This is a genomic window from Pseudomonas sp. R3.Fl (assembly GCF_023516765.1).
Lineage (GTDB): Bacteria > Pseudomonadota > Gammaproteobacteria > Pseudomonadales > Pseudomonadaceae > Pseudomonas > Pseudomonas citronellolis.
Map to the genome: position 1 here is coordinate 2,344,987 of NZ_JAMGSO010000001.1, position 17,650 is coordinate 2,362,636.

At 67.4% G+C, this 17,650-nt stretch carries 14 protein-coding genes; 7 read left to right on the forward strand and 7 right to left on the reverse strand.

All coding sequences use genetic code 11. The features are described 5' to 3' along the window. Nucleotides 1-58: 58 nt before the first annotated feature. Nucleotides 59-817 carry an SDR family oxidoreductase gene (locus M8R19_RS10090; protein WP_249917723.1) on the forward strand — a complete coding sequence of 253 codons (759 nt, stop codon included), beginning with the start codon at nt 59-61 and terminating at the stop codon, nt 815-817. Between the two features lie 355 nt (nt 818-1,172). Here the strand turns inward: M8R19_RS10090 and M8R19_RS10095 are convergent, their stop codons facing one another. After that, entirely contained in the window at nt 1,173-2,177 is a 1,005-nt protein-coding gene (locus tag M8R19_RS10095) for a DUF481 domain-containing protein (RefSeq protein ID WP_064582111.1), read from the reverse strand. Nucleotides 2,178-2,369: 192 nt separating this feature from the next. On the opposite strand from M8R19_RS10095, the gene M8R19_RS10100 reads away from it, so the two are divergent. Beyond that, nucleotides 2,370-2,750 carry an MGMT family protein gene (locus M8R19_RS10100; RefSeq protein WP_249917724.1) on the forward strand — a complete coding sequence of 127 codons (381 nt, stop codon included), beginning with the start codon at nt 2,370-2,372 and terminating at the stop codon, nt 2,748-2,750. A gap of 39 nt (nt 2,751-2,789) precedes the next feature. Next, nucleotides 2,790-4,604, forward strand: a complete 1,815-nt coding sequence (ampG, locus tag M8R19_RS10105) for an MFS transporter AmpG (RefSeq protein ID WP_249917725.1) — start codon at nt 2,790-2,792, stop codon at nt 4,602-4,604. Nucleotides 4,605-4,866: 262 nt separating this feature from the next. On the opposite strand, the gene M8R19_RS10110 is transcribed toward ampG, so the two are convergent. Together M8R19_RS10110 and M8R19_RS10115 are read right to left on the reverse strand one after the other, a co-directional pair. Then, the gene (locus tag M8R19_RS10110) at nt 4,867-5,715 is read right to left on the reverse strand and encodes a mechanosensitive ion channel family protein (RefSeq protein ID WP_249917726.1); all 849 of its coding nucleotides are present in this window, start codon (nt 5,713-5,715) and stop codon (nt 4,867-4,869) included. Between the two features lie 119 nt (nt 5,716-5,834). Beyond that, complete coding sequence (locus M8R19_RS10115; RefSeq protein WP_249917727.1) at nt 5,835-6,314, reverse strand: YajQ family cyclic di-GMP-binding protein; 480 nt, start codon at nt 6,312-6,314, stop codon at nt 5,835-5,837. Nucleotides 6,315-6,464: 150 nt separating this feature from the next. Between M8R19_RS10115 and M8R19_RS10120 the strand changes: the two genes are divergently transcribed. Genes M8R19_RS10120 through M8R19_RS10135 form a run of 4 tightly spaced genes read left to right on the forward strand, consistent with a single transcriptional unit; the run spans nt 6,465 to nt 11,061 of the window. Further along, nucleotides 6,465-7,430: a response regulator gene (locus tag M8R19_RS10120; RefSeq protein ID WP_043272385.1), complete on the forward strand. Its 966-nt coding sequence runs from the start codon at nt 6,465-6,467 to the stop codon at nt 7,428-7,430. 36 nt (nt 7,431-7,466) lie between these two features. Then, nucleotides 7,467-8,381 carry a putative 2-dehydropantoate 2-reductase gene (locus M8R19_RS10125; RefSeq protein WP_249917728.1) on the forward strand — a complete coding sequence of 305 codons (915 nt, stop codon included), beginning with the start codon at nt 7,467-7,469 and terminating at the stop codon, nt 8,379-8,381. Between the two features lie 58 nt (nt 8,382-8,439). Then, nucleotides 8,440-10,485 (forward strand): sensor histidine kinase, encoded by a 2,046-nt coding sequence (locus M8R19_RS10130; protein ID WP_249920154.1) that lies wholly within the window; start codon nt 8,440-8,442, stop codon nt 10,483-10,485. A 3-nt stretch (nt 10,486-10,488) separates the two neighbouring features. Next, nucleotides 10,489-11,061 (forward strand): cob(I)yrinic acid a,c-diamide adenosyltransferase, encoded by a 573-nt coding sequence (locus M8R19_RS10135; protein WP_074977793.1) that lies wholly within the window; start codon nt 10,489-10,491, stop codon nt 11,059-11,061. A gap of 443 nt (nt 11,062-11,504) precedes the next feature. On the opposite strand, the gene M8R19_RS10140 is transcribed toward M8R19_RS10135, so the two are convergent. The 4 genes from M8R19_RS10140 to secA all read right to left on the reverse strand — a co-directional run bounded on the left by M8R19_RS10140 (nt 11,505) and on the right by secA (nt 17,396). After that, nucleotides 11,505-12,455, reverse strand: coding sequence for a Nudix family hydrolase (locus tag M8R19_RS10140; protein ID WP_249917729.1), 951 nt, complete (start codon nt 12,453-12,455; stop codon nt 11,505-11,507). 28 nt (nt 12,456-12,483) lie between these two features. Then, on the reverse strand, nt 12,484-13,107 hold the full coding sequence (locus tag M8R19_RS10145; protein ID WP_009617934.1) for a glutathione S-transferase family protein: 624 nt from the start codon (nt 13,105-13,107) through the stop codon (nt 12,484-12,486). A gap of 222 nt (nt 13,108-13,329) precedes the next feature. After that, complete coding sequence (gene argJ, locus M8R19_RS10150) at nt 13,330-14,547, reverse strand: bifunctional glutamate N-acetyltransferase/amino-acid acetyltransferase ArgJ (RefSeq protein WP_249917730.1); 1,218 nt, start codon at nt 14,545-14,547, stop codon at nt 13,330-13,332. Nucleotides 14,548-14,642: 95 nt separating this feature from the next. Further along, nucleotides 14,643-17,396, reverse strand: coding sequence for a preprotein translocase subunit SecA (secA, locus tag M8R19_RS10155; protein ID WP_074977788.1), 2,754 nt, complete (start codon nt 17,394-17,396; stop codon nt 14,643-14,645). Nucleotides 17,397-17,650 lie beyond the last annotated feature (254 nt).

Sequence of the window (17,650 nt, forward strand, 5' to 3'; positions counted from 1 at the left end):
ATTCGTTCACCGTTGCCGGCGAGGCCAATCACCAGACATTGCCGTGGGGATTCCAACCATGCAATTGCAAGACAAGGTCATCATCATCACCGGCGGCGGCCAGGGCCTGGGCCGCGCCATGGGCGAGTTCCTCGCCGCCAAGGGAGCGAAACTGGCGCTGGTCGACCTGAACCAGGAGAAACTGGACGAGGCCGTCGCCGCCTGCAAGGCCGCCGGCGGCGACGCCCGCGCCTACCTGTGCAACGTGGCCAACGAGGAACAGGTTAGCCACATGGTGGCCCAGGTGGCCAGCGACTTCGGCGCCATCAACGGCCTGGTGAACAACGCCGGCATCCTGCGTGACGGCCTGACCATCAAGGTCAAGGACGGCCAGTTGAGCAAGATGAGCCTGGCCCAGTGGCAGGCGGTGATCGACGTGAACCTGACCGGCGTGTTCCTCTGCACCCGCGAAGTGGCGGCGAAGATGATCGAGCTGGACAACAAGGGCGCGATCATCAACATCTCCTCCATCTCCCGCGCCGGCAACATGGGCCAGGCCAACTACTCCGCGGCCAAGGCCGGCGTCGCCGCCGACACCGTGGTCTGGGCCAAGGAACTGGCGCGCTACGGCATCCGCGTGGCCGGCGTGGCGCCGGGCTTCATCGAGACCGACATGGTCGCCAGCATGAAGCCCGAGGCCCTGGAGAAGATGACCAGCGGCATCCCGCTCAAGCGCCTGGGCCGCCCGGACGAGATCGCCCACTCGGTGGCCTACATCCTCGAGAACGACTACTACACCGGCCGCGTGCTGGAACTGGATGGCGGGTTGCGTCTGTGATTCCGTCGTGCTGACGAAAAAGCCCCGCTGATGCGGGGCTTTTTTGTTTGGGGTGCTTTTTTGTAGGAGCGAGCTTGCTCGCGAAGGGTGTTTGTCGGTGGCTGCGGTGTTGGGTTCAAGAGCGCCCTCTCCCCAGCCCTCTCCCTGAAGGGAGAGGGGGCTTGTCCGTGCCGGCTGAAGGTATGGTTTCAGCCGGATGCCATAACGTCCGGCTGACTCAGGAATATCCAAACACTCCGAACGGTCCCCTCTCCCTTCAGGGAGAGGGTTAGGGAGAGGGAGCGGAGTCAACCCGAGCCCCCAGGTAGCCAGCGAATACCCTTCGCGAGCAAGCTCGCTCCTACGAAAAGCCTGCCTACCACCCCACCCCGATCCCCAGCGTATAGCGCCGCTGGTTCACCCCGCCGTCCTCGGCGCTCAGGCGGTCCCATTCGCCCTTCAGGCTCAGCGCCGCCCAGGAGGTCAGCTTGTAGCGGACGCCCGCCTCGCTCTCCACCTCGTAGTCCACCTTCGACGACAGCGGCTTGCCCACTTCGCCGTTGGTGAAGATCTCGAACTGCTTGGCGAACAGGTAGCGGTTGTAGTCCCACTTCACGCTCGCCGAATAGAAGTGGTCCTTCTCGCCGCCGACGAAGTCGTAGTCGTTGCGGTTGACCAGGGTGGCCAGGGAGAAGGCGCCCAGCTCGTTGTCCCAGAACTGGTAGCCGGGGCCGGTACCGACGGTGCGCTTCTTCTCCAGGTCCTCGACCCAGTCGCGCTTGTATTCCACCTTGCCCTGCCAGAACCAGTGCTCGTCCAGGAAGCGGTCCAGGGCGTATTCGGCGGAATAGTTGTTGACGCTGACCGAGTCGTCCTTCTTCTCGCGGTTGTACTCGCCCTGCAGGTTGTGCCGCCACATGCCGTGGCGGGCGTTGGTCTTGAAGTCGACGTCGTAGTCCTCGACGTCGTTCTCGGCCATGGTGTGGTCGACGGAGAAGTCCACCTGGCCCTTCCATACCCAGTCCTGCAGCAACGGGCGCGGCGGCACTATCTGCTCGATGCTGGCCAGCGGTATCGTCTCCTCGGCGCCGTTGACCAGGGTGACCTTGCCCGGCTCGGCGGCCTTCAGGCCCTTGGAGTGCTCGCCGGTGGCATCCTCGTCGTGCTTGACCAGCAGGTTCTGCTCGGTCTGCAGGGTGGCGATCTTGTCGCCGGTCAGGGTGACCTCGCCGGCATAGTCGGTGGCCAGCACCAGGCGGCCCCCGTCGTAGAGCTTGATCTTGCCGGTCAGCCGGTCACCGTTCTTCAACCAGACGGTATCGGCCAGGGAAGTCAGGGGAGCGGCGGCGACGGCAAGGCACAGCAGGGTTCTCGACAGCATGAGCGGCATTCAATTCGGATGGCTGGAAAAAAAGCCGGGCATTATCCGCATACCCGACACCAGAGCAACGACTGACCGGGGCCCATGCAGGGAGTTCAACTGGATGGATGAAGGGTACCTCCTGCATCATTGCCCCGACGGTGCCTGGCGATATGCTGTCGACCTGGCCCGCAGCCATCGGAAAGCCGCCCCATGCCTTCGAGAAAACCGCCCGCCCCCGCCCCTGAAAATGTCGCCGACCTCAGCCTGGAAAGCCTGCAGGTGCGCCGCGAAGCCATCTACCTGGCGCTGTCCCAGGTGCCCGAAGGTTACGTGGTGAGCTACGGCGAGCTGGCCCGCATGGCCGGCCTGGGCCGCGCCGCGCGCCTGGTGGGCCGCGTGCTCAGCCAGTTGCCGGAGGGCTCGCGCCTGCCCTGGCACCGGGTGATCGCCGCCGGCGGGCGCATCAGCCTGCCGCTGGGCAGCCCGGGCGGCGACGAACAACGGGCACGATTGCGCGCCGAGGGAGTCCGAATCCACAACGATCGGGTGGACATACGTCGGCATGGCTGGCTTCACGCCGGGCTCTGCTAGTAGAGTTCGCGATAATTTTTTGCGTGCTGGAAACCTTTCATGAAGAAGCACTCCTGGCGAGAGGCACTGGTTGCCTACAAGTCTCCCGCCAGTCTCGCGCTGTTGCTGCTCGGCTTCGCCGCCGGGCTGCCGACGATGCTGGTCTTCACCACCCTCTCGGTGTGGCTGCGCGAAGCCGGCGTGGCGCGGGAAACCATCGGCTTCGCCAGTTGGCTGGGGCTGGTCTACGCGTTCAAGTGGGTGTGGTCGCCGATGCTCGACCAGTGGCGCCTGCCCGTCGTCGGCCGGCTCGGCCGGCGCCGCTCGTGGCTGGTGTTCTCCCAGGCGCTGATCGCCATCGGCCTGCTCGGCATGGCCCTGTGCAACCCGCAGAGCCACCTGCCGTGGCTGATCGGCCTGGCCCTGGTGGTGGCCTTCGCCTCGGCCACCCAGGACATCGCCATCGACGCCTACCGCCTGGAGATCGCCGAGAACACCCGCCAGGCCGCCCTGGCCGCCTGCTACATGACCGGCTACCGCGGCGCCGTGCTGTTGGCCAGCGCCGGCGCGCTGTTCCTCGCCGAATGGCTGGGCTCCAGCAGCCTGCACTACAGCCAGGCGGCCTGGGGCCTGACCTACGCGCTGTTCGCCCTGCTGATCCTCCCCGGCCTGGTCACCAGCCTGCTGATCCGCGAGCCCGAGGTGAACGTCCAGCCGCAGGCGGTGGGCAACTCCGCCTACGCCTTCAACCACCAGCTGCTCTCGGTGCTGCAGTTGCTGGTGCTGCTGATCTCGGTGCCGGCCATGCTCACCGCGCTGACCAACCAGGCCTGGCCGCGGGCGGCGCTCTACGCCCTGTTCATCGTCCTCTGCCTGAGCCCGCGCGGACGCAAGCAGATCCGCCCGGTGCGCGAGCTGCTCTCGCGGGTGCGCCGGCCGCTGCTGGTCGCCGCCCACGGCAAGGGCGTGCCGCAGTTCGACTTCGTCCACCAGGCGGTGTCGGTGATAGTGCTGATCATCCTGCTGGTGACCGGCACCGCCATGACCAACTCCGCGGGCGCCGGCAAGTGGTGGCTGGCGAGCCTCTACCTGCTGATCGCCCTGAGCTGCCTCTCGGCCCCCGGCCGCCTGCTGATGGCGCCGGTGCTCACACCGATCACCGAGTTCATCCGCCGCTACCGCTGGCAGGCGCTGCTGCTGCTCGGGCTGATCTCCACCTACCGGCTCTCCGACACGGTGATGGGGGTGATGGCCGGGGTGTTCTACATCGACATGGGCTTCTCCAAGGAAGTGATCGCCACCGTCAGCAAGCTGTTCGGGGTGATCATGACCCTGGTCGGCGCGGCGGCCGGCGGCCTGCTCATCGCCCGCTTCAGCATCCTGCCGATCCTGTTCATCGCCGGCGCCGCCTCGGCCGGCACCAACCTGCTGTTCGCCATGCTCGCGCACATGGGGCCGATCACCGACCCGAGCGTGATCAGCGAAGACGTCTTCACCCTGCTGCGCGAATTCGAGCCCCACGTCAGCATGTTCGTGCTGACCATCATGCTCGACAACTTCAGCGGCGGCCTGGCGGCCTCGGCCTTCGTCGCCTACCTGTCGAGCCTGACCAACCTGAAGTTCTCCGCCACCCAGTACGCCATGCTCAGCTCCACCATGCTGCTGCTGCCGCGCTTCATCGGCGGCTACTCGGGCAAGATGGTCGAGCACATGGGCTACGAGCACTTCTTCTTCGTCACCGCCGTGCTCGGCATCCCCACCCTGCTGCTGATCGGCTGGCTATGGATGCGCCGCGACAAGGGCATGCCCGACGGCGTGCCGAGCGAACCGGAAGAACCGGCAGCCACGCGGCACAGTGCCGAGCGCAGCGGCTGAGCTGCCTTGGGCGGGCCCTGCCCGCGATTCGCGCGCAGGGCGCGCTCCTACAGGGGAATCTGCACCGAGGCGCCTTCGTAGGATGGGTTGAGCCTGCGAAACCCATGCGGTCGTGGCGATGGGTATTGCTTCGCTCCACCCATCCTACGCCAGAATTCCCCCTCGACCTGTAGGAGCGGGCCCTGCCCGCGATTGCGCCGGCAAGGCCGGCGCAGAAACGCAAAAGGCCGGCGATATGCCGGCCTTTTCCATGGACTCGCCCTCACTCGGCCAAGGCTTCTTCCTCGGAGCCCCTGACCACCCGCACCACCCGGCTCGGCAGGGCCAGGTCGATGCCGCGGTCGCGCAGGCACAGGCGCACCTGCTCGTTGAGCATGAAGGTCACCGCGCCGAAGTCGGCGTTGGCGGTCCACAGGCGCAGCGACAGGGTCACCGAGTTCTCGCCCAGGGCCGAGACCACCACCACCGGCGCCGGGCTCTTGAGCACGCGCGGGTCCTGGGCCAGTTCCAGGAGGATGCCGCGGGCCGCGTCCAGGTCGGCGTCGAAGGCCAGCTTGATGTCGAAGATCACCTGGCGCGTGGCCTGGCTCGAGACGTTGGTGATGATGCCGTTGGACAGCGCGCCGTTGGGCATGATGACCGTGCGGTTGTCGCCGGTGCGCAGCACGGTATGGAAGATCTGGATGCTGTCCACGGTGCCGGAGACGCCCTGCGCCTCGATGGCATCGCCGACCTTGAACGGACGGAACAGCAGGATCAGCACGCCGCCGGCGAAGTTCGACAGGCTGCCCTGCAGGGCCAGGCCGATGGCCAGGCCGGCGGCGCCGATGGCGGCGACGAAGCTGGTGGTCTGGATGCCGATCATCGAGGCCACGCTGACCACCAGGAGGATCTTCAGCGCCACGTTCACCAGGCTGCCGATGAAGCCCTGGAGAGTCTTGTCCACCCGCTGGCTGGCCATCAGCCCGCCCACCCGGCGGGTCAGCAGGTTGATCAGCCACCAGCCGATCAGCAGGGTGATCAGCGCCAGCACGGCGTTGCCCAGGTAAGTCAGCACCACCGGCATCCAGGCCTCTGCGCTCCGTACTAGCTGGTCGTAATTCATGTCCATGGAATGGGGCCCCCTTGGTTTTCGATTATTAGAAATACGAACGCCATGGCGAACCATGGCGATCGGTATTCGCCGAGCGGCGCTCTATTTGCGACGCCGCCCGGACAACGAGGTTCCGCTCAATCGCGGAAGTTGTTGAACTGCACCGGCATGCCCAGGGACTCGCCGCGCAGCATGGCGATCACGTCCTGCAGGTCGTCGCGCTTCTTGCCGGTGACGCGCACCTGCTCGCCCTGGATGGCGGCCTGGACCTTCATCTTGCGGTCCTTGATCAGGCCGACGATCTTCTTCGCCAGGTCCTTGTCGATGCCCTCGCGGAAGTTCACTTCCTGCTTGACCACCTTGCCCGAGGGGTAGGCGTCCTTGAGCTCCATGCACTGGATGTCGATCTTGCGCTTGATCAGGTTGCTGCGCAGGATGTCGAGCATCTGCTCCAGCATGAAATCGGCCTCGGCGGTCAGGGTAACCGACTTGTCCTTGGGCTCGAAGCTGCACTTGCCCTTGAGGTCGAAGCGGCGCTCGAGCTCCTTGCCGGCGTTGTCCAGGGCGTTGGTCAGTTCGTGCTTGTCCAGTTCGGACACCACGTCGAACGAAGGCATGTCATCTCTCCAGATGGACGGCGCGATCCGGTTCACACTCGGGCACGCGCCTGGCTTGACGGTAAAAATGCGCGCTCATTATAACTGAGCCACAAGCACGCGCCCGGCCCAGAACCGGCGAATCCCCGCCTCCTCCGAGTTCCCTGCCCCATGCCAACCAACCATCTGAGCATCCTGGTGGTCGACGACGCGAAATTCTCCAGCGCCATGATCGGCCGGGCACTGAGCCAGGCCGGCTACCAGAACGTGCGCTTCGCCAGCAGCGCCAGCGAGGCCCTGCAACTGCTGGAACGGGAACCGGTGAGCGTGCTCCTGGCCGACTGGCTGATGCCGGAGATGGACGGCCTGGAGCTCACCGCGCGGGTACGCCAGCTGGACGAAAGCGGCGACCACTACACCTACATCATGCTGCTCACCGGCAAGGAGGGCGACAACGCCCTGGCCGAGGCCTTCGACCGCGGCGTGGACGACTTCGTCAGCAAGACGGCGATGAGCGAGCAACTGGTGCCGCGGGTGCTGGCCGCCGACCGCCTGTGCAACACCCTGCAGCGCCTGCTGGTGGAGAACCGCCTGCTCACCGAGAACATCAACCGCCTGGAAGAGCGCAACCTGGTGGACGCCGCCACCGGCCTGGGCAACCTGCGCTACCTGCGGCAGAAGCTCGCCGACAGCATTCGCCAGGTGGAATCCCGCGGCGGCGCGGTGTGCTACCTGCTGATCGGCATTCCCGTCCTGCTGGAGCAGGACGGCCAGCATTTCCCCGGCTTCCACCAGGAGCTGCTGCACGGCATCGGCCGGCGCCTGCAGCAACTGGTGCGGCCGCTGGACGTGCTGACACGCATCGACGAACAGCACTTCGGCCTCATCACCCTGATCGACGACCTCCAGGAATGCTCGCCGAGCAGCTTCCGCCGCCTGCACGAAGGGCTCAACCTCAAGGCCTTCAAGACCAGCCGCGGCTTCGTCAGCCTGAAGGCCGGCATCGGCCTGGTGGGGCTGGACGCCAAGTCCCTGCCGCTGCAGGCCGAAGAGGTGATGGAACAGGCCCGCCAGCTGCTGCCCGACGCCTATGCCAGCGGGCGAATCAACGCCAGCCGGCTGCCCGGGGTGCGCTAGACTTCGCTGTACGCCCATCGACACGCGAAGCCCACCATGAACTGGACCATTCTCGGCGCCGGCAGCCTCGGCAGCCTCTGGGCCGCCCGCCTGGCCCGCGCCGGCCTGCCCGTGCAGCTGCTGCTGCGTGACCGCCAGCGCCTGGCGGCGTACCGCGCCCGCGGCGGCCTCACCCTCTGCGAGGATGGCCGCGAGAGCCTCTACCCGATCCCCGCGGAGACCGCCGGGCACCTGAACGCGCCCATCCAGCGCCTGCTCCTGGCCAGCAAGGCCTACGACGCCGAGGAAGCCGCCGCCAGCGTGGCCGCGCACCTGGCGCCCGGCGCCGAGATCATCCTCCTGCAGAACGGCCTGGGCAGCCAGCAGGCGGTGGCCGCGCACCTGCCGCGGGCGCGCTGCCTGTACGCCTCCAGCACCGAAGGGGCGTTCCGCGACGGCGACTTCCGCGTGGTCTTCGCCGGCCGCGGGCAGACCTGGCTCGGCGACGAGCGCGGCGGCCCGGCGCCGGCCTGGCTGGACGACCTGGCCCGCGCCGACATCCCCGTGCAGTGGAGCGGCGACATCCTCGAACGGCTGTGGCGCAAGCTGGCGCTGAACTGCGCGATCAACCCGCTGACCGTGCTGCACCACTGCCGCAACGGCGAACTGGCCGGCCATGCCGAGGAAGTCGCCGGCCTGTGCGACGAACTCGGCCAACTGCTCCACGCCTGCGGCTACGACACGGCAGCGCGGGAGCTGCAGGGCGAAGTGGAACGGGTGATCGCCGCCACCGCGGCCAACTATTCCTCCATGTACCAGGACGTGGCCAACGGGCGGCGCACCGAAATCGCCTACCTGCTCGGCCATGCCTGCGCCGAGGGCCTGCGCCGCCACCTGGCGCTGCCTGGGCTGAACGCCCTGCACCGGCGCCTGCGCGACGCGCTGCGCCAACGCGGATTGCCCGAGGCCTGAGCGGCGGGCTAACCTGCCCGCCCCCGCTTTCGATCGCCGAGCCCCTATGCCGTCCTTCATCAACCTGCGCCAGCGCCTGGAAAACCTGCCGGTCGGCCAGAAGATCCTCGCCGCCCTGCTGGTGCTGCTGGCCACCGTGTTGCTGGCGGCCAACCTGGCGTTCATCAGCGCGGCCTACTGGATCTCCCAGGACAGCGTGGCGCCCCAGGCCCTGCAGACCATCGGCCGGCTGATCGCCAACCCGGCGCTCAGCTACCCGGCGCTGAGTTCCCCGGAGCAGGCCGATACCCTGCTGCACCAGCTCGACGACTACCAGCCGTTGCGCGCCGCCGCGCTCTACGACGCCAACGGCACGCGCATCGCCCAGTCGCCCCGGGAAGGCTCGCTGCCCAGGCATCTGGAGGACCTGGAACGCTGGCGCGCCCACGAATACCGCCTCAACGCCCTGTTCGAACTGCCGCAGCCCGGCGGGCGCAACGGCTACCTGCTGCTGGTGGCCAGCAGCGAGCTGCCCGGCGCCTTCTACACCGGCACCCTCACCGCCAGCCTGGCGATCCTGGCCGTCAGCGTGCTGCTGTGGATGCTGATCGCCCGGCAGATCCGCCGCCTGATCACCCGGCCGATCCGCAGCCTGGAAGAGCTGTCGCGCCAGGTTACCCGCGAGGAAAACTATTCGCTGCGCGCCGAACGCGGCAACGCCGACGAGATCGGCCGCCTGTCCGACGCCTTCAACACCATGCTCACCCGCATCGAGGCCCGCGAGCAGCAGCTCAAGCGCGCCCGCGACGACGCCCAGGACGCCATGGCCCAGGCCCAGGACCTGGCCGAGGAAACCCGCCGCTCCAACCGCAAGCTGGAGCTGGAAGTGCAGGTGCGCAGCAAGATCGAGAAGAAGCTCACCGGCTTCCAGCACTACCTCAACAGCATCATCGACTCCATGCCCTCGGCGCTGATCGCGGTGGACGAGCAGCTCTACGTCACCCAGTGGAACCAGGAGGCCAGCCGGCTTTCCGGCACCAGCCTGGACGATGCGGTGAACCAGCCGGTGTTCCTCGCCTTCCCTTCGCTCAAGCCCTTCCTGCTGCAGCTCACCCGCGCCGCCGAGCAGCACAAGGTGGAGCGCGTCGAGCGCGTCACCTGGGCATTGATCGACTCGCCGCGCCACTACGCACTGACCTTCTACCCGCTGATGGGCGGCACCGGCCGCGGCGCGGTGATCCGCATCGACGACATCACCGAGCGCCTGGGCATGGAAGAGCTGATGGTGCAGTCGGAGAAGATGCTCTCGGTGGGCGGCCTGGCCGCCGGCATGGCCCACGAGATCAACAACCCGCTGGGGGCCATCCTGCACAACGCGCAGAACATTCGCCGGCGGCTGTCGCCGGAACTGCCGAAGAACCTGGAAGTGGCGGCCGAGGTGGGCGTCGCCCTGGACGACCTCAACCACTACCTGGAGGCGCGGGAGATTCCCAAGCTGATGGACGGCATCCAGTACGCCGGCTCGCGCGCCGCCAAGATCGTCACCCACATGCTCGCCTTCAGCCGCCGCAGCCACCGGCAGATGGCTCCCTGCGAACTGCCCTCGCTGATCGAGCAGGCGGTGGAGATCGCCGGCAACGACTTCGACCTGGCCGGCGGCTTCGACTTCAAGTCGCTGGAGATCGTCCACGAGTTCGATCCGCGCCTGGGCCCGGTGCCGGTCATCGCCAACGAATTCGAGCAGGTGCTGCTCAACCTGCTGAAGAACGCTGCCCAGGCCATCCACCTGCGCGACGACGAAGAGGAAGGCGAGCACGGCCGCATCGTCCTGCGCACCCGGCTCAACCCGCCGTGGGCGGAAGTGCAGGTGGAAGACAACGGCTGCGGCATGCCGGAGACGGTGCGCAAGCGCATCTTCGAGCCCTTCTTCACCACCAAGGAAGTGGGCCAGGGCACCGGCCTGGGCCTGTCGGTGTCGTATTTCATCATCACCAACAACCATAAGGGGCAGATGGAAGTGCAATCGGAACTCGGCCAGGGCACCTGCTTCACCCTGCGCCTGCCGCTGGGCGACGAGCCCGTGGCGCCGGTGGCGCTGCCGCCCCCGCAGAACAAGGAGCTCTGAGGCATGGGCTATCGCCTGTCGAAGATCTACACCCGCACGGGCGACGCCGGCGAGACCGGCCTGGCCGACGGCAGCCGGGTGCCGAAACACCACCCGCGGATCGAAGCCATCGGCTGCGTGGACGAGCTGAACAGCCAGCTGGGGCTGCTGCTGGCCGACCTGCAGGAAGCCCGCAGCGCCGCGCTGGACCAGTTGCTGACGGTGCTGGCGCCGGTGCAACACCGCCTGTTCGACCTCGGCGGCGAACTGGCGATGCCGGAATACCGCGCCCTGGACGACCACGAGGTGGCGCGCCTGGAGCAGGCCATCGACGCCTGGAACGAGGAACTGGAACCGCTGAAGGACTTCATCCTCCCCGGCGGCTCCCGGCTGGTGGCGCAGATCCACGTATGCCGCGCCCTGGCGCGCAAGGCCGAGCGCCGCTGCCAGCAGCTCAACGCCGAGGAGCCGCTGGAAGGCGCCGGGCTGCGCTACCTGAACCGGCTGTCGGACCTGCTGTTCGTGGCGGCCCGCATGGCCGCCAAGCGCCAGGGCGTCGCCGAAGTGCTGTGGAAGGCGGCGGAAAAGCCCGCCTGAAACAAACTGTAGGAGCGGGCCCTGCCCGCGATTCGCGCGCAGGGCGCGCTCCTACAATGGGAATGGCATGAGTGGGGCAGCGTAGGAGCGGATCTCATCCGCGAATCGCGCCGATACCTCCGGCTATCGCGGACAGAGTCCGCTCCTACGGGGAAACGCCATGCCTCACGGCGAAACTGTAGGAGCGGGCCTTGCCCGCGAATCGCGCGCAGGGCGCGCTCCTACAATGGGAATGGCATGGGTGGGGCAGCGTAGGAGCGGATCTCATCCGCGATCCGCGCCGATACGTCCGGCTATCGCGGACAAGGTCCGCTCCTACGTTGCTGGGGAGCACGGCTTTTCGTAGGAGCGAGCTTGCTCGCGAACAGGAACCGCTACGGGGCTCATTCGCGAGCAAGCTCGCTCCTACGAAGAGCACCTCGGTACGGCCTGGCTGCTCCGGCCTACGCCCCGGCCTTCGGCCAGAGCGCGCGGATGCCCGCCACGCCCTGGGCGCCTATCTGCCAGGCGCGTTCCAGGTCCTGCGGGCCCAGGCCGCCGAGCAGGAATACCGGCTGGTTGAAGCCTTCCACCAATTTCTGCGCCACGTCCCAACCCATTGCCGGTTCGCCCGGATGGCTCTCGGTCGGCTGCACCGGCGACAGGGTGACGAAGTCCACGCCCATCGCACTGGCCAGCGCCAGCTCCTCAGCGCCGTGGCAAGACGCCGCCAGCAGGCGCTCCTGGGGGAACGGGCGGCCGTTGGGGGCGTACTTGCGCAGTTGCTCGGCGGTCAGGTGCCAGCCGGCGGCGGGAAAGTCGCCCAGCCATTCCAATGGGCCCTTGAGCATCAGCTGCGCCTTGCCCGCGCACAGCCCGACGGCGTCCACCGCCATGTCGCGGTACTCCGGGCTGTACATGTTCGGCGCGCGCAGCTGGATCAGGCGTACGCCCTCAGCCACGGCGGCGCGAATGCCCTGCAGGACTTCCTGCGGCTCCAGGCCGTCGGGGGTGATCAGGTAGCGCTCGGGCAGCCGCGCGGCCTGCACGATGGGCCGGTTGGCGGCGGGGAATTCGTAGTCAGGCAGCTCCCGGGGAGCCACCCAGGCCAGCGGCTGGCCTTCGGCGCCATGGGGTTCGCCGGAGAACGCCGAGACCTCCCAGACGTCCAGCAGCACCTGCTTGTCCGGGTAGTCGTGGGCCACGCGGATCAGCGGCCGGGCGCGCTCGACGCGGATGCCCAGCTCCTCTTCCAGCTCGCGGGCCAGCGCGGCCTGCACCGGCTCGCCCTCCTCCACCTTGCCGCCGGGGAATTCCCACAGGCCGCCCTGGTGCTTGTCGTCCGGGCGCCGGGCGATCAGCACGCGGCCATCGGCGCCACGGATCACGGCGGCGGCGACATGTACTCGTTTCACAGCATTACTCCTCGTCGGTTGCCGGCGCTCAGGGGCGCTCGGCCAGCGCGGCCTGCAGCCAGGGCTGGAAGGCCGCCCACTGGTAGATGGTGTCCACGTAGGCCTTGGCCAGCGGCGGCAGCTCCACGGCGTAGCTGCGCAGGCGCGTGGCCACCGGCGCGTAGAAGGCGTCGGCGATGCTGGCGTGGCCGAACAGGAACGGCCCGTCCTGGCCGAAGCCCTGGCGGCACAGGGTCCACAGCTCGATGACGCGGGCGATGTCGGTTTCCACTTCGGGCGGCACCTTGGCCAGCGGCTTGTGCCGCTGCAGGTCCATGGGCATGTGCGAGCGCAGGGCGAGGAAGCCGCTGTGCATCTCCGCGCAGATCGACCGCGCCAGCGCCCGGGCCGCCTCGCCGCGCGGCCACAGGTGCGCCTCGGGGAAGCGTTCGGCCAGGTATTCGGCGATCGCCAGGGAATCCCAGATCACCCCGTCCTCGCACTTGAGCACCGGCACCTTGCCGGTGGGCGAGTGCTCGCGGATGCGCCGCGCGGTGTCGACGCCGCCCAGCGGGATCAGCACTTCTTCGAATTCCGCGCCGGTCAGTTGCATGGCCAGCCAGCCACGCAACGACCAGGACGACAGGTTCTTGCTGCCAATGACCAGTTTCATCGCTCGTTCCTCGCGCCGGCTGAAGGCTACAGGCTACAGGCTACAGGCTACAGGCTACAGGCGAAGAGCGTAGCGGGCTTTTCGTAGGAGCGAGGGGGGCGCCTAGCTCTTGCTCGCGAACGGATTCCGCAGCGGGGCTTGTTCGCGAGCAAGCTCGCTCCTACAGGGGGGCCGGCGCTTCGCTCCTGCCTGCAGCCTGCCGCCTGAAGCCTGCCGCCGCTGTCAGGTCCGATATTCCGCGTTGATCTTCACGTACTCGTGGGACAGGTCGGTGGTCCAGATGGTCTCGCTGCAGTCGCCGCGGCCCAGCTCGATGCGGATGGTGATCTCTTCCTGGGCCATTACCCGCGCGCCCTGGTCCTCGGTGTAGCTGGCGGCGCGGCAGCCACGGCTGGCGATGCAGACTTCGTCGAGGAAGACGTCGATCCTGCTGACGTCCAGGTTCGGCACGCCGGCGTAGCCGACCGCGGCCAGGATGCGGCCCCAGTTCGGGTCGGAGGCGAACAGCGCGGTCTTGATCAGCGGCGAGTGGGCCACGGCGTAGCCGACGTCCAGGCACTCCTGGTGGGTGCCGCCGCCGTTGACCTGCACGGTGACGAACTTGGTGGCGCCCTCGCCGTCGCGGACGATAGCCTGGGCCAGCTCCATGGACACCTCGATCACCGCCTGCTTCAGGGCGCTGAACAGCGCGCCGCTGGCCTGGGTGATCTCCGGCAGCGCGGCCTGGCCGGTGGCGACCAGGGTGCAGCTGTCGTTGGTGGAGGTGTCGCCGTCGATGGTGATGCGGTTGAACGACTTGTTCGCCGCGTCGCGCAGCAGGTCCTGCAGCACGCCCTGGGCGACCTTGGCATCGGTGGCGATGTAGCCGAGCATGGTGGCCATGTTCGGCTTGATCATGCCGGCGCCCTTGCTGATGCCGGTTACGGTGACGGTCACGCCGTCGTGCACGAACTGGCGGCTGGCGCCCTTGGGCAGGGTGTCGGTGGTCATGATGCCGGCGGCGGCCTCGGCCCAGTTGTCCGGGCCCAGGGCGGCCAGGGCGGCCGGCAGCGCGGCTTCGATCTTGGCCACCGGCAGCGGTTCGCCGATCACCCCGGTGGAGTACGGCAGCACCTGGCTTTCGTCCACGCCGGCCAGCTCGGCCAGCTTGGCGCATACCGCCGAGGCGTTGGCCAGGCCCGGCTCGCCGGTGCCGGCGTTGGCGTTGCCGGTGTTGGTCACCAGGTAGCGCACCGGCCCGAGGAAGCGCTGCTTGCACAGCAGCACGGGCGCGGCGCAGAAGGCGTTGGTGGTGAACACACCCGCCACGGTGGAGCCTTCGGCGCAGCGCATCACCACGACGTCCTTGCGACCGGGGCGCTTGATGCCGGCGGAAGCGATGCCGAGTTCGAAGCCGGGGACCAGGTGCAGGGTGGAGATGGGGCCGAGACCGACAGCCATGGATGTGCTCCTCAGGAAAAAGGGTGGATCGAATGTGAAAAACGCCGCGAGCGGCAGGGCCGGTCGCGGCGTCGGGGGTTACGACGGCAGGCGGATCAGTTCACCTGGCCGTGGCAATGCTTGTACTTCTTGCCGGAACCGCAGGGGCACAGTTCGTTGCGGCCGATCTTCGGCTCGGCGCGCACCGGCTCCAGCGGCACGACCTGAGCCGGGCCCTGCTCGCCCTCTTCGCCTTCCTCGGCATCGGGGGCCTGGTCGATGGGCGGCGCCTCGGCGTGCTGGAACTGCATGCGCTTGGCCATTTCCTCGGCTTCGCGGCGCAGGCGCGCCTCTTCCTCGGCCGGGTCCTCGCGGCGGACCTGGACGAAGGACAGCACGCGGATGGTGTCGCGCTTGATCGAATCCAGCAGCTCCTGGAACAGGTTGAAGGACTCGCGCTTGTACTCCTGCTTCGGGTTCTTCTGCGCGTAGCCGCGCAGGTGGATGCCGTGGCGCAGGTGGTCCATGGTGGACAGGTGGTCCTTCCACAGGTCGTCCAGCACGCGCAGCAGCATCTGCTTCTCGAAGGTGCGCAGGGCCTCGGCGCCGGCCAGGTCTTCCTTCTCGTTGTAGGCGGCGACCAGCTCGGCGAGGATCTTCTCGCGCAGGGTCTCCTCGTAGAGCTTCTCGTCGTCGTCCAGCCACTGCTGGACCGGCAGCTTCAGGCCGAAGTCGCTGTACAGCGCGGCTTCCAGGCCGGCGATGTCCCACTGCTCGGGCAGCGACTGCGGCGGGATGTGCTGGCTGATGGTGTTGTTCAGCACTTCCTCGCGGAACTCGGCGATGGTGTCGCCGATGTTCTCCGCGGCCAGCAGGCTGTTGCGCATGTGGTAGATCACCTTGCGCTGCTCGTTGGCCACGTCGTCGAACTCGAGCAGTTGCTTGCGGATGTCGAAGTTGCGGCCTTCGACCTTGCGCTGCGCCTTCTCGATGGCGTTGCTGACCATGCGGTGTTCGATGGCCTCGCCCGGCTGCATGCCCAGGGCCTTCATGAAGTTCTTCACCCGGTCGGAGGCGAAGATGCGCATCAGGTTGTCTTCCAGCGACAGGTAGAAGCGGCTGGAGCCCGGGTCGCCCTGGCGGCCGGAACGGCCCCGCAGCTGGTTGTCGATGCGGCGGGATTCGTGGCGCTCGGAGGCGATCACGTGCAGGCCGCCGGACTCGATCACCTGCTGGTGGCGCTTCTGCCACTCGGCCTTGATCTGGGCGATCTGCTCGTCGCTGGGGTTCTCCAGGCTGGCGATCTCGGCTTCCCAGTTGCCGCCCAGGAGGATGTCGGTACCACGGCCGGCCATGTTGGTGGCGATGGTCACCGAGCCCGGCGCACCGGCCTGCGCGATGATCTCGGCTTCCTTCTCGTGGTACTTGGCGTTGAGCACCTTGTGCTCGATGCCGGCCTGCTCCAACAGCTTGGACACGTACTCGGAGGTCTCGATGGACGCGGTACCGACCAGGATCGGCCGGCCCAGGGCCTGGCTCTGCTGGATGTCGGTGATGATCGCGGCGTACTTCTCTTCCTGGGTCAGGTAGACCAGGTCGTTGAAGTCCTTACGGGCGACCGGGCGGTGGGTCGGGATCACCACCACGTCCAGGCCGTAGATCTGGCGGAACTCGAAGGCCTCGGTGTCGGCGGTGCCGGTCATGCCGGACAGCTTGGCGTAGAGGCGGAAGTAGTTCTGGAAGGTGGTAGAGGCCAGGGTCTGGCTCTCGGCCTGGATCGGCAGGTTTTCCTTGGCCTCGATGGCCTGGTGCAGGCCTTCGGAGAGGCGGCGGCCGGGCATGGTGCGGCCGGTGTGCTCGTCGATCAGCAGGACCTGGTCGCCCTGGACGATGTACTCGACGTTGCGGTGGAACAGGGTGTGGGCGCGCAGCGCGGCGTAGACGTGGGTCAGCAGGCTGAGGTTGTGCGCCGAGTAGAGGCTCTCGCCCTCGCCGAGCAGGCCGGCCTGGCTCAGCAGTTCCTCGACGTAGGCGTGGCCCTGCTCGTTGAGTTCGACCTGGCGGGTCTTCTCGTCGATGCTGTAGTGGCCCTGCTGGGTCACCTGACCCTCGACTTCCTCGATGTGGCGCTTCAGGCGCGGGATCAGCTTGTTGATCTTGATGTACAGCTCGGAGCTGTCTTCGGCCTGGCCGGAGATGATCAGCGGGGTCCGTGCCTCGTCGATGAGGATGGAGTCCACTTCGTCGACCACGGCGAAGTTCAGCTCGCGCTGGAACTTGTCCTGCAGGCTGAAGGCCATGTTGTCGCGCAGGTAGTCGAAGCCGAATTCGTTGTTGGTGCCGTAGGTGATGTCCGAGGCGTAGGCCGCGCGCTTCTCCTCCGGCGGCTGGAAGGGCGTGACGATGCCCACCGAGAGGCCGAGGAACTCGTACAGCGGACGCATCCAGTTGGCGTCGCGGCGGGCCAGGTAGTCGTTCACGGTGACCACGTGCACGCCCTTGCCGGACAGCGCGTTCAGGTACACCGCCAGGGTGCCCACCAGGGTCTTGCCCTCACCGGTGCGCATCTCGGCGATCTTGCCCTCGTGCAAGGTCATGCCGCCGATCAGCTGGACGTCGAAGTGGCGCATGCCCATCACCCGCTTGCCCGCCTCGCGGCACACGGCGAAGGCTTCAGGGAGGAGCTCGTCGAGGCTTTCGCCCTTGGCCACGCGCGCCTTGAACTCTTCGGTCTTGGCCTTCAGTTGCTCATCGGAAAGCGCCACCATCTGTGGTTCGAGCGCATTGATGGCCTGGACCTGCTTGGCCATGCGCTTCACTTCGCGCTCGTTCTTGCTTCCAAAGAGTTTTTTCAACAAAGGCGCAAACATATCGACTGGGTCATCCGAACTTGGGGAATGGAGGGCTGCCCGACTGGCTGGCCGCGGCTTGCATCGACGGCAAAGGGGGCATTCTACTCGGAAACGTGAACGAAAGAAGTGCCCAGGTCATGCCGGGGACTTTCCATGCGCGCACATTGCCCGGCAGGAACTCGGGGGAGGACTGGCAGTCCGCCTGCTTTATATTGTGTCGCGCAGGCAAAGTTCAAGGCTCGACGTCGGCGGGCGTCGGCGCGACGGCCGGC

What these genes read in the sequence shown, in the direction of transcription:
- M8R19_RS10090 (WP_249917723.1), top strand. Translation starts at nt 59, where the DNA reads ATGCAATTGCAAGACAAGGTCATCATCATCACCGGCGGCGGCCAGGGC.
- M8R19_RS10095 (WP_064582111.1), bottom strand. Translation starts at nt 2,177, where the DNA reads ATGCTGTCGAGAACCCTGCTGTGCCTTGCCGTCGCCGCCGCTCCCCTG.
- M8R19_RS10100 (WP_249917724.1), top strand. Translation starts at nt 2,370, where the DNA reads ATGCCTTCGAGAAAACCGCCCGCCCCCGCCCCTGAAAATGTCGCCGAC.
- ampG (WP_249917725.1), top strand. Translation starts at nt 2,790, where the DNA reads ATGAAGAAGCACTCCTGGCGAGAGGCACTGGTTGCCTACAAGTCTCCC.
- M8R19_RS10110 (WP_249917726.1), bottom strand. Translation starts at nt 5,715, where the DNA reads ATGGACATGAATTACGACCAGCTAGTACGGAGCGCAGAGGCCTGGATG.
- M8R19_RS10115 (WP_249917727.1), bottom strand. Translation starts at nt 6,314, where the DNA reads ATGCCTTCGTTCGACGTGGTGTCCGAACTGGACAAGCACGAACTGACC.
- M8R19_RS10120 (WP_043272385.1), top strand. Translation starts at nt 6,465, where the DNA reads ATGCCAACCAACCATCTGAGCATCCTGGTGGTCGACGACGCGAAATTC.
- M8R19_RS10125 (WP_249917728.1), top strand. Translation starts at nt 7,467, where the DNA reads ATGAACTGGACCATTCTCGGCGCCGGCAGCCTCGGCAGCCTCTGGGCC.
- M8R19_RS10135 (WP_074977793.1), top strand. Translation starts at nt 10,489, where the DNA reads ATGGGCTATCGCCTGTCGAAGATCTACACCCGCACGGGCGACGCCGGC.
- M8R19_RS10145 (WP_009617934.1), bottom strand. Translation starts at nt 13,107, where the DNA reads ATGAAACTGGTCATTGGCAGCAAGAACCTGTCGTCCTGGTCGTTGCGT.
- argJ (WP_249917730.1), bottom strand. Translation starts at nt 14,547, where the DNA reads ATGGCTGTCGGTCTCGGCCCCATCTCCACCCTGCACCTGGTCCCCGGC.
- secA (WP_074977788.1), bottom strand. Translation starts at nt 17,396, where the DNA reads ATGTTTGCGCCTTTGTTGAAAAAACTCTTTGGAAGCAAGAACGAGCGC.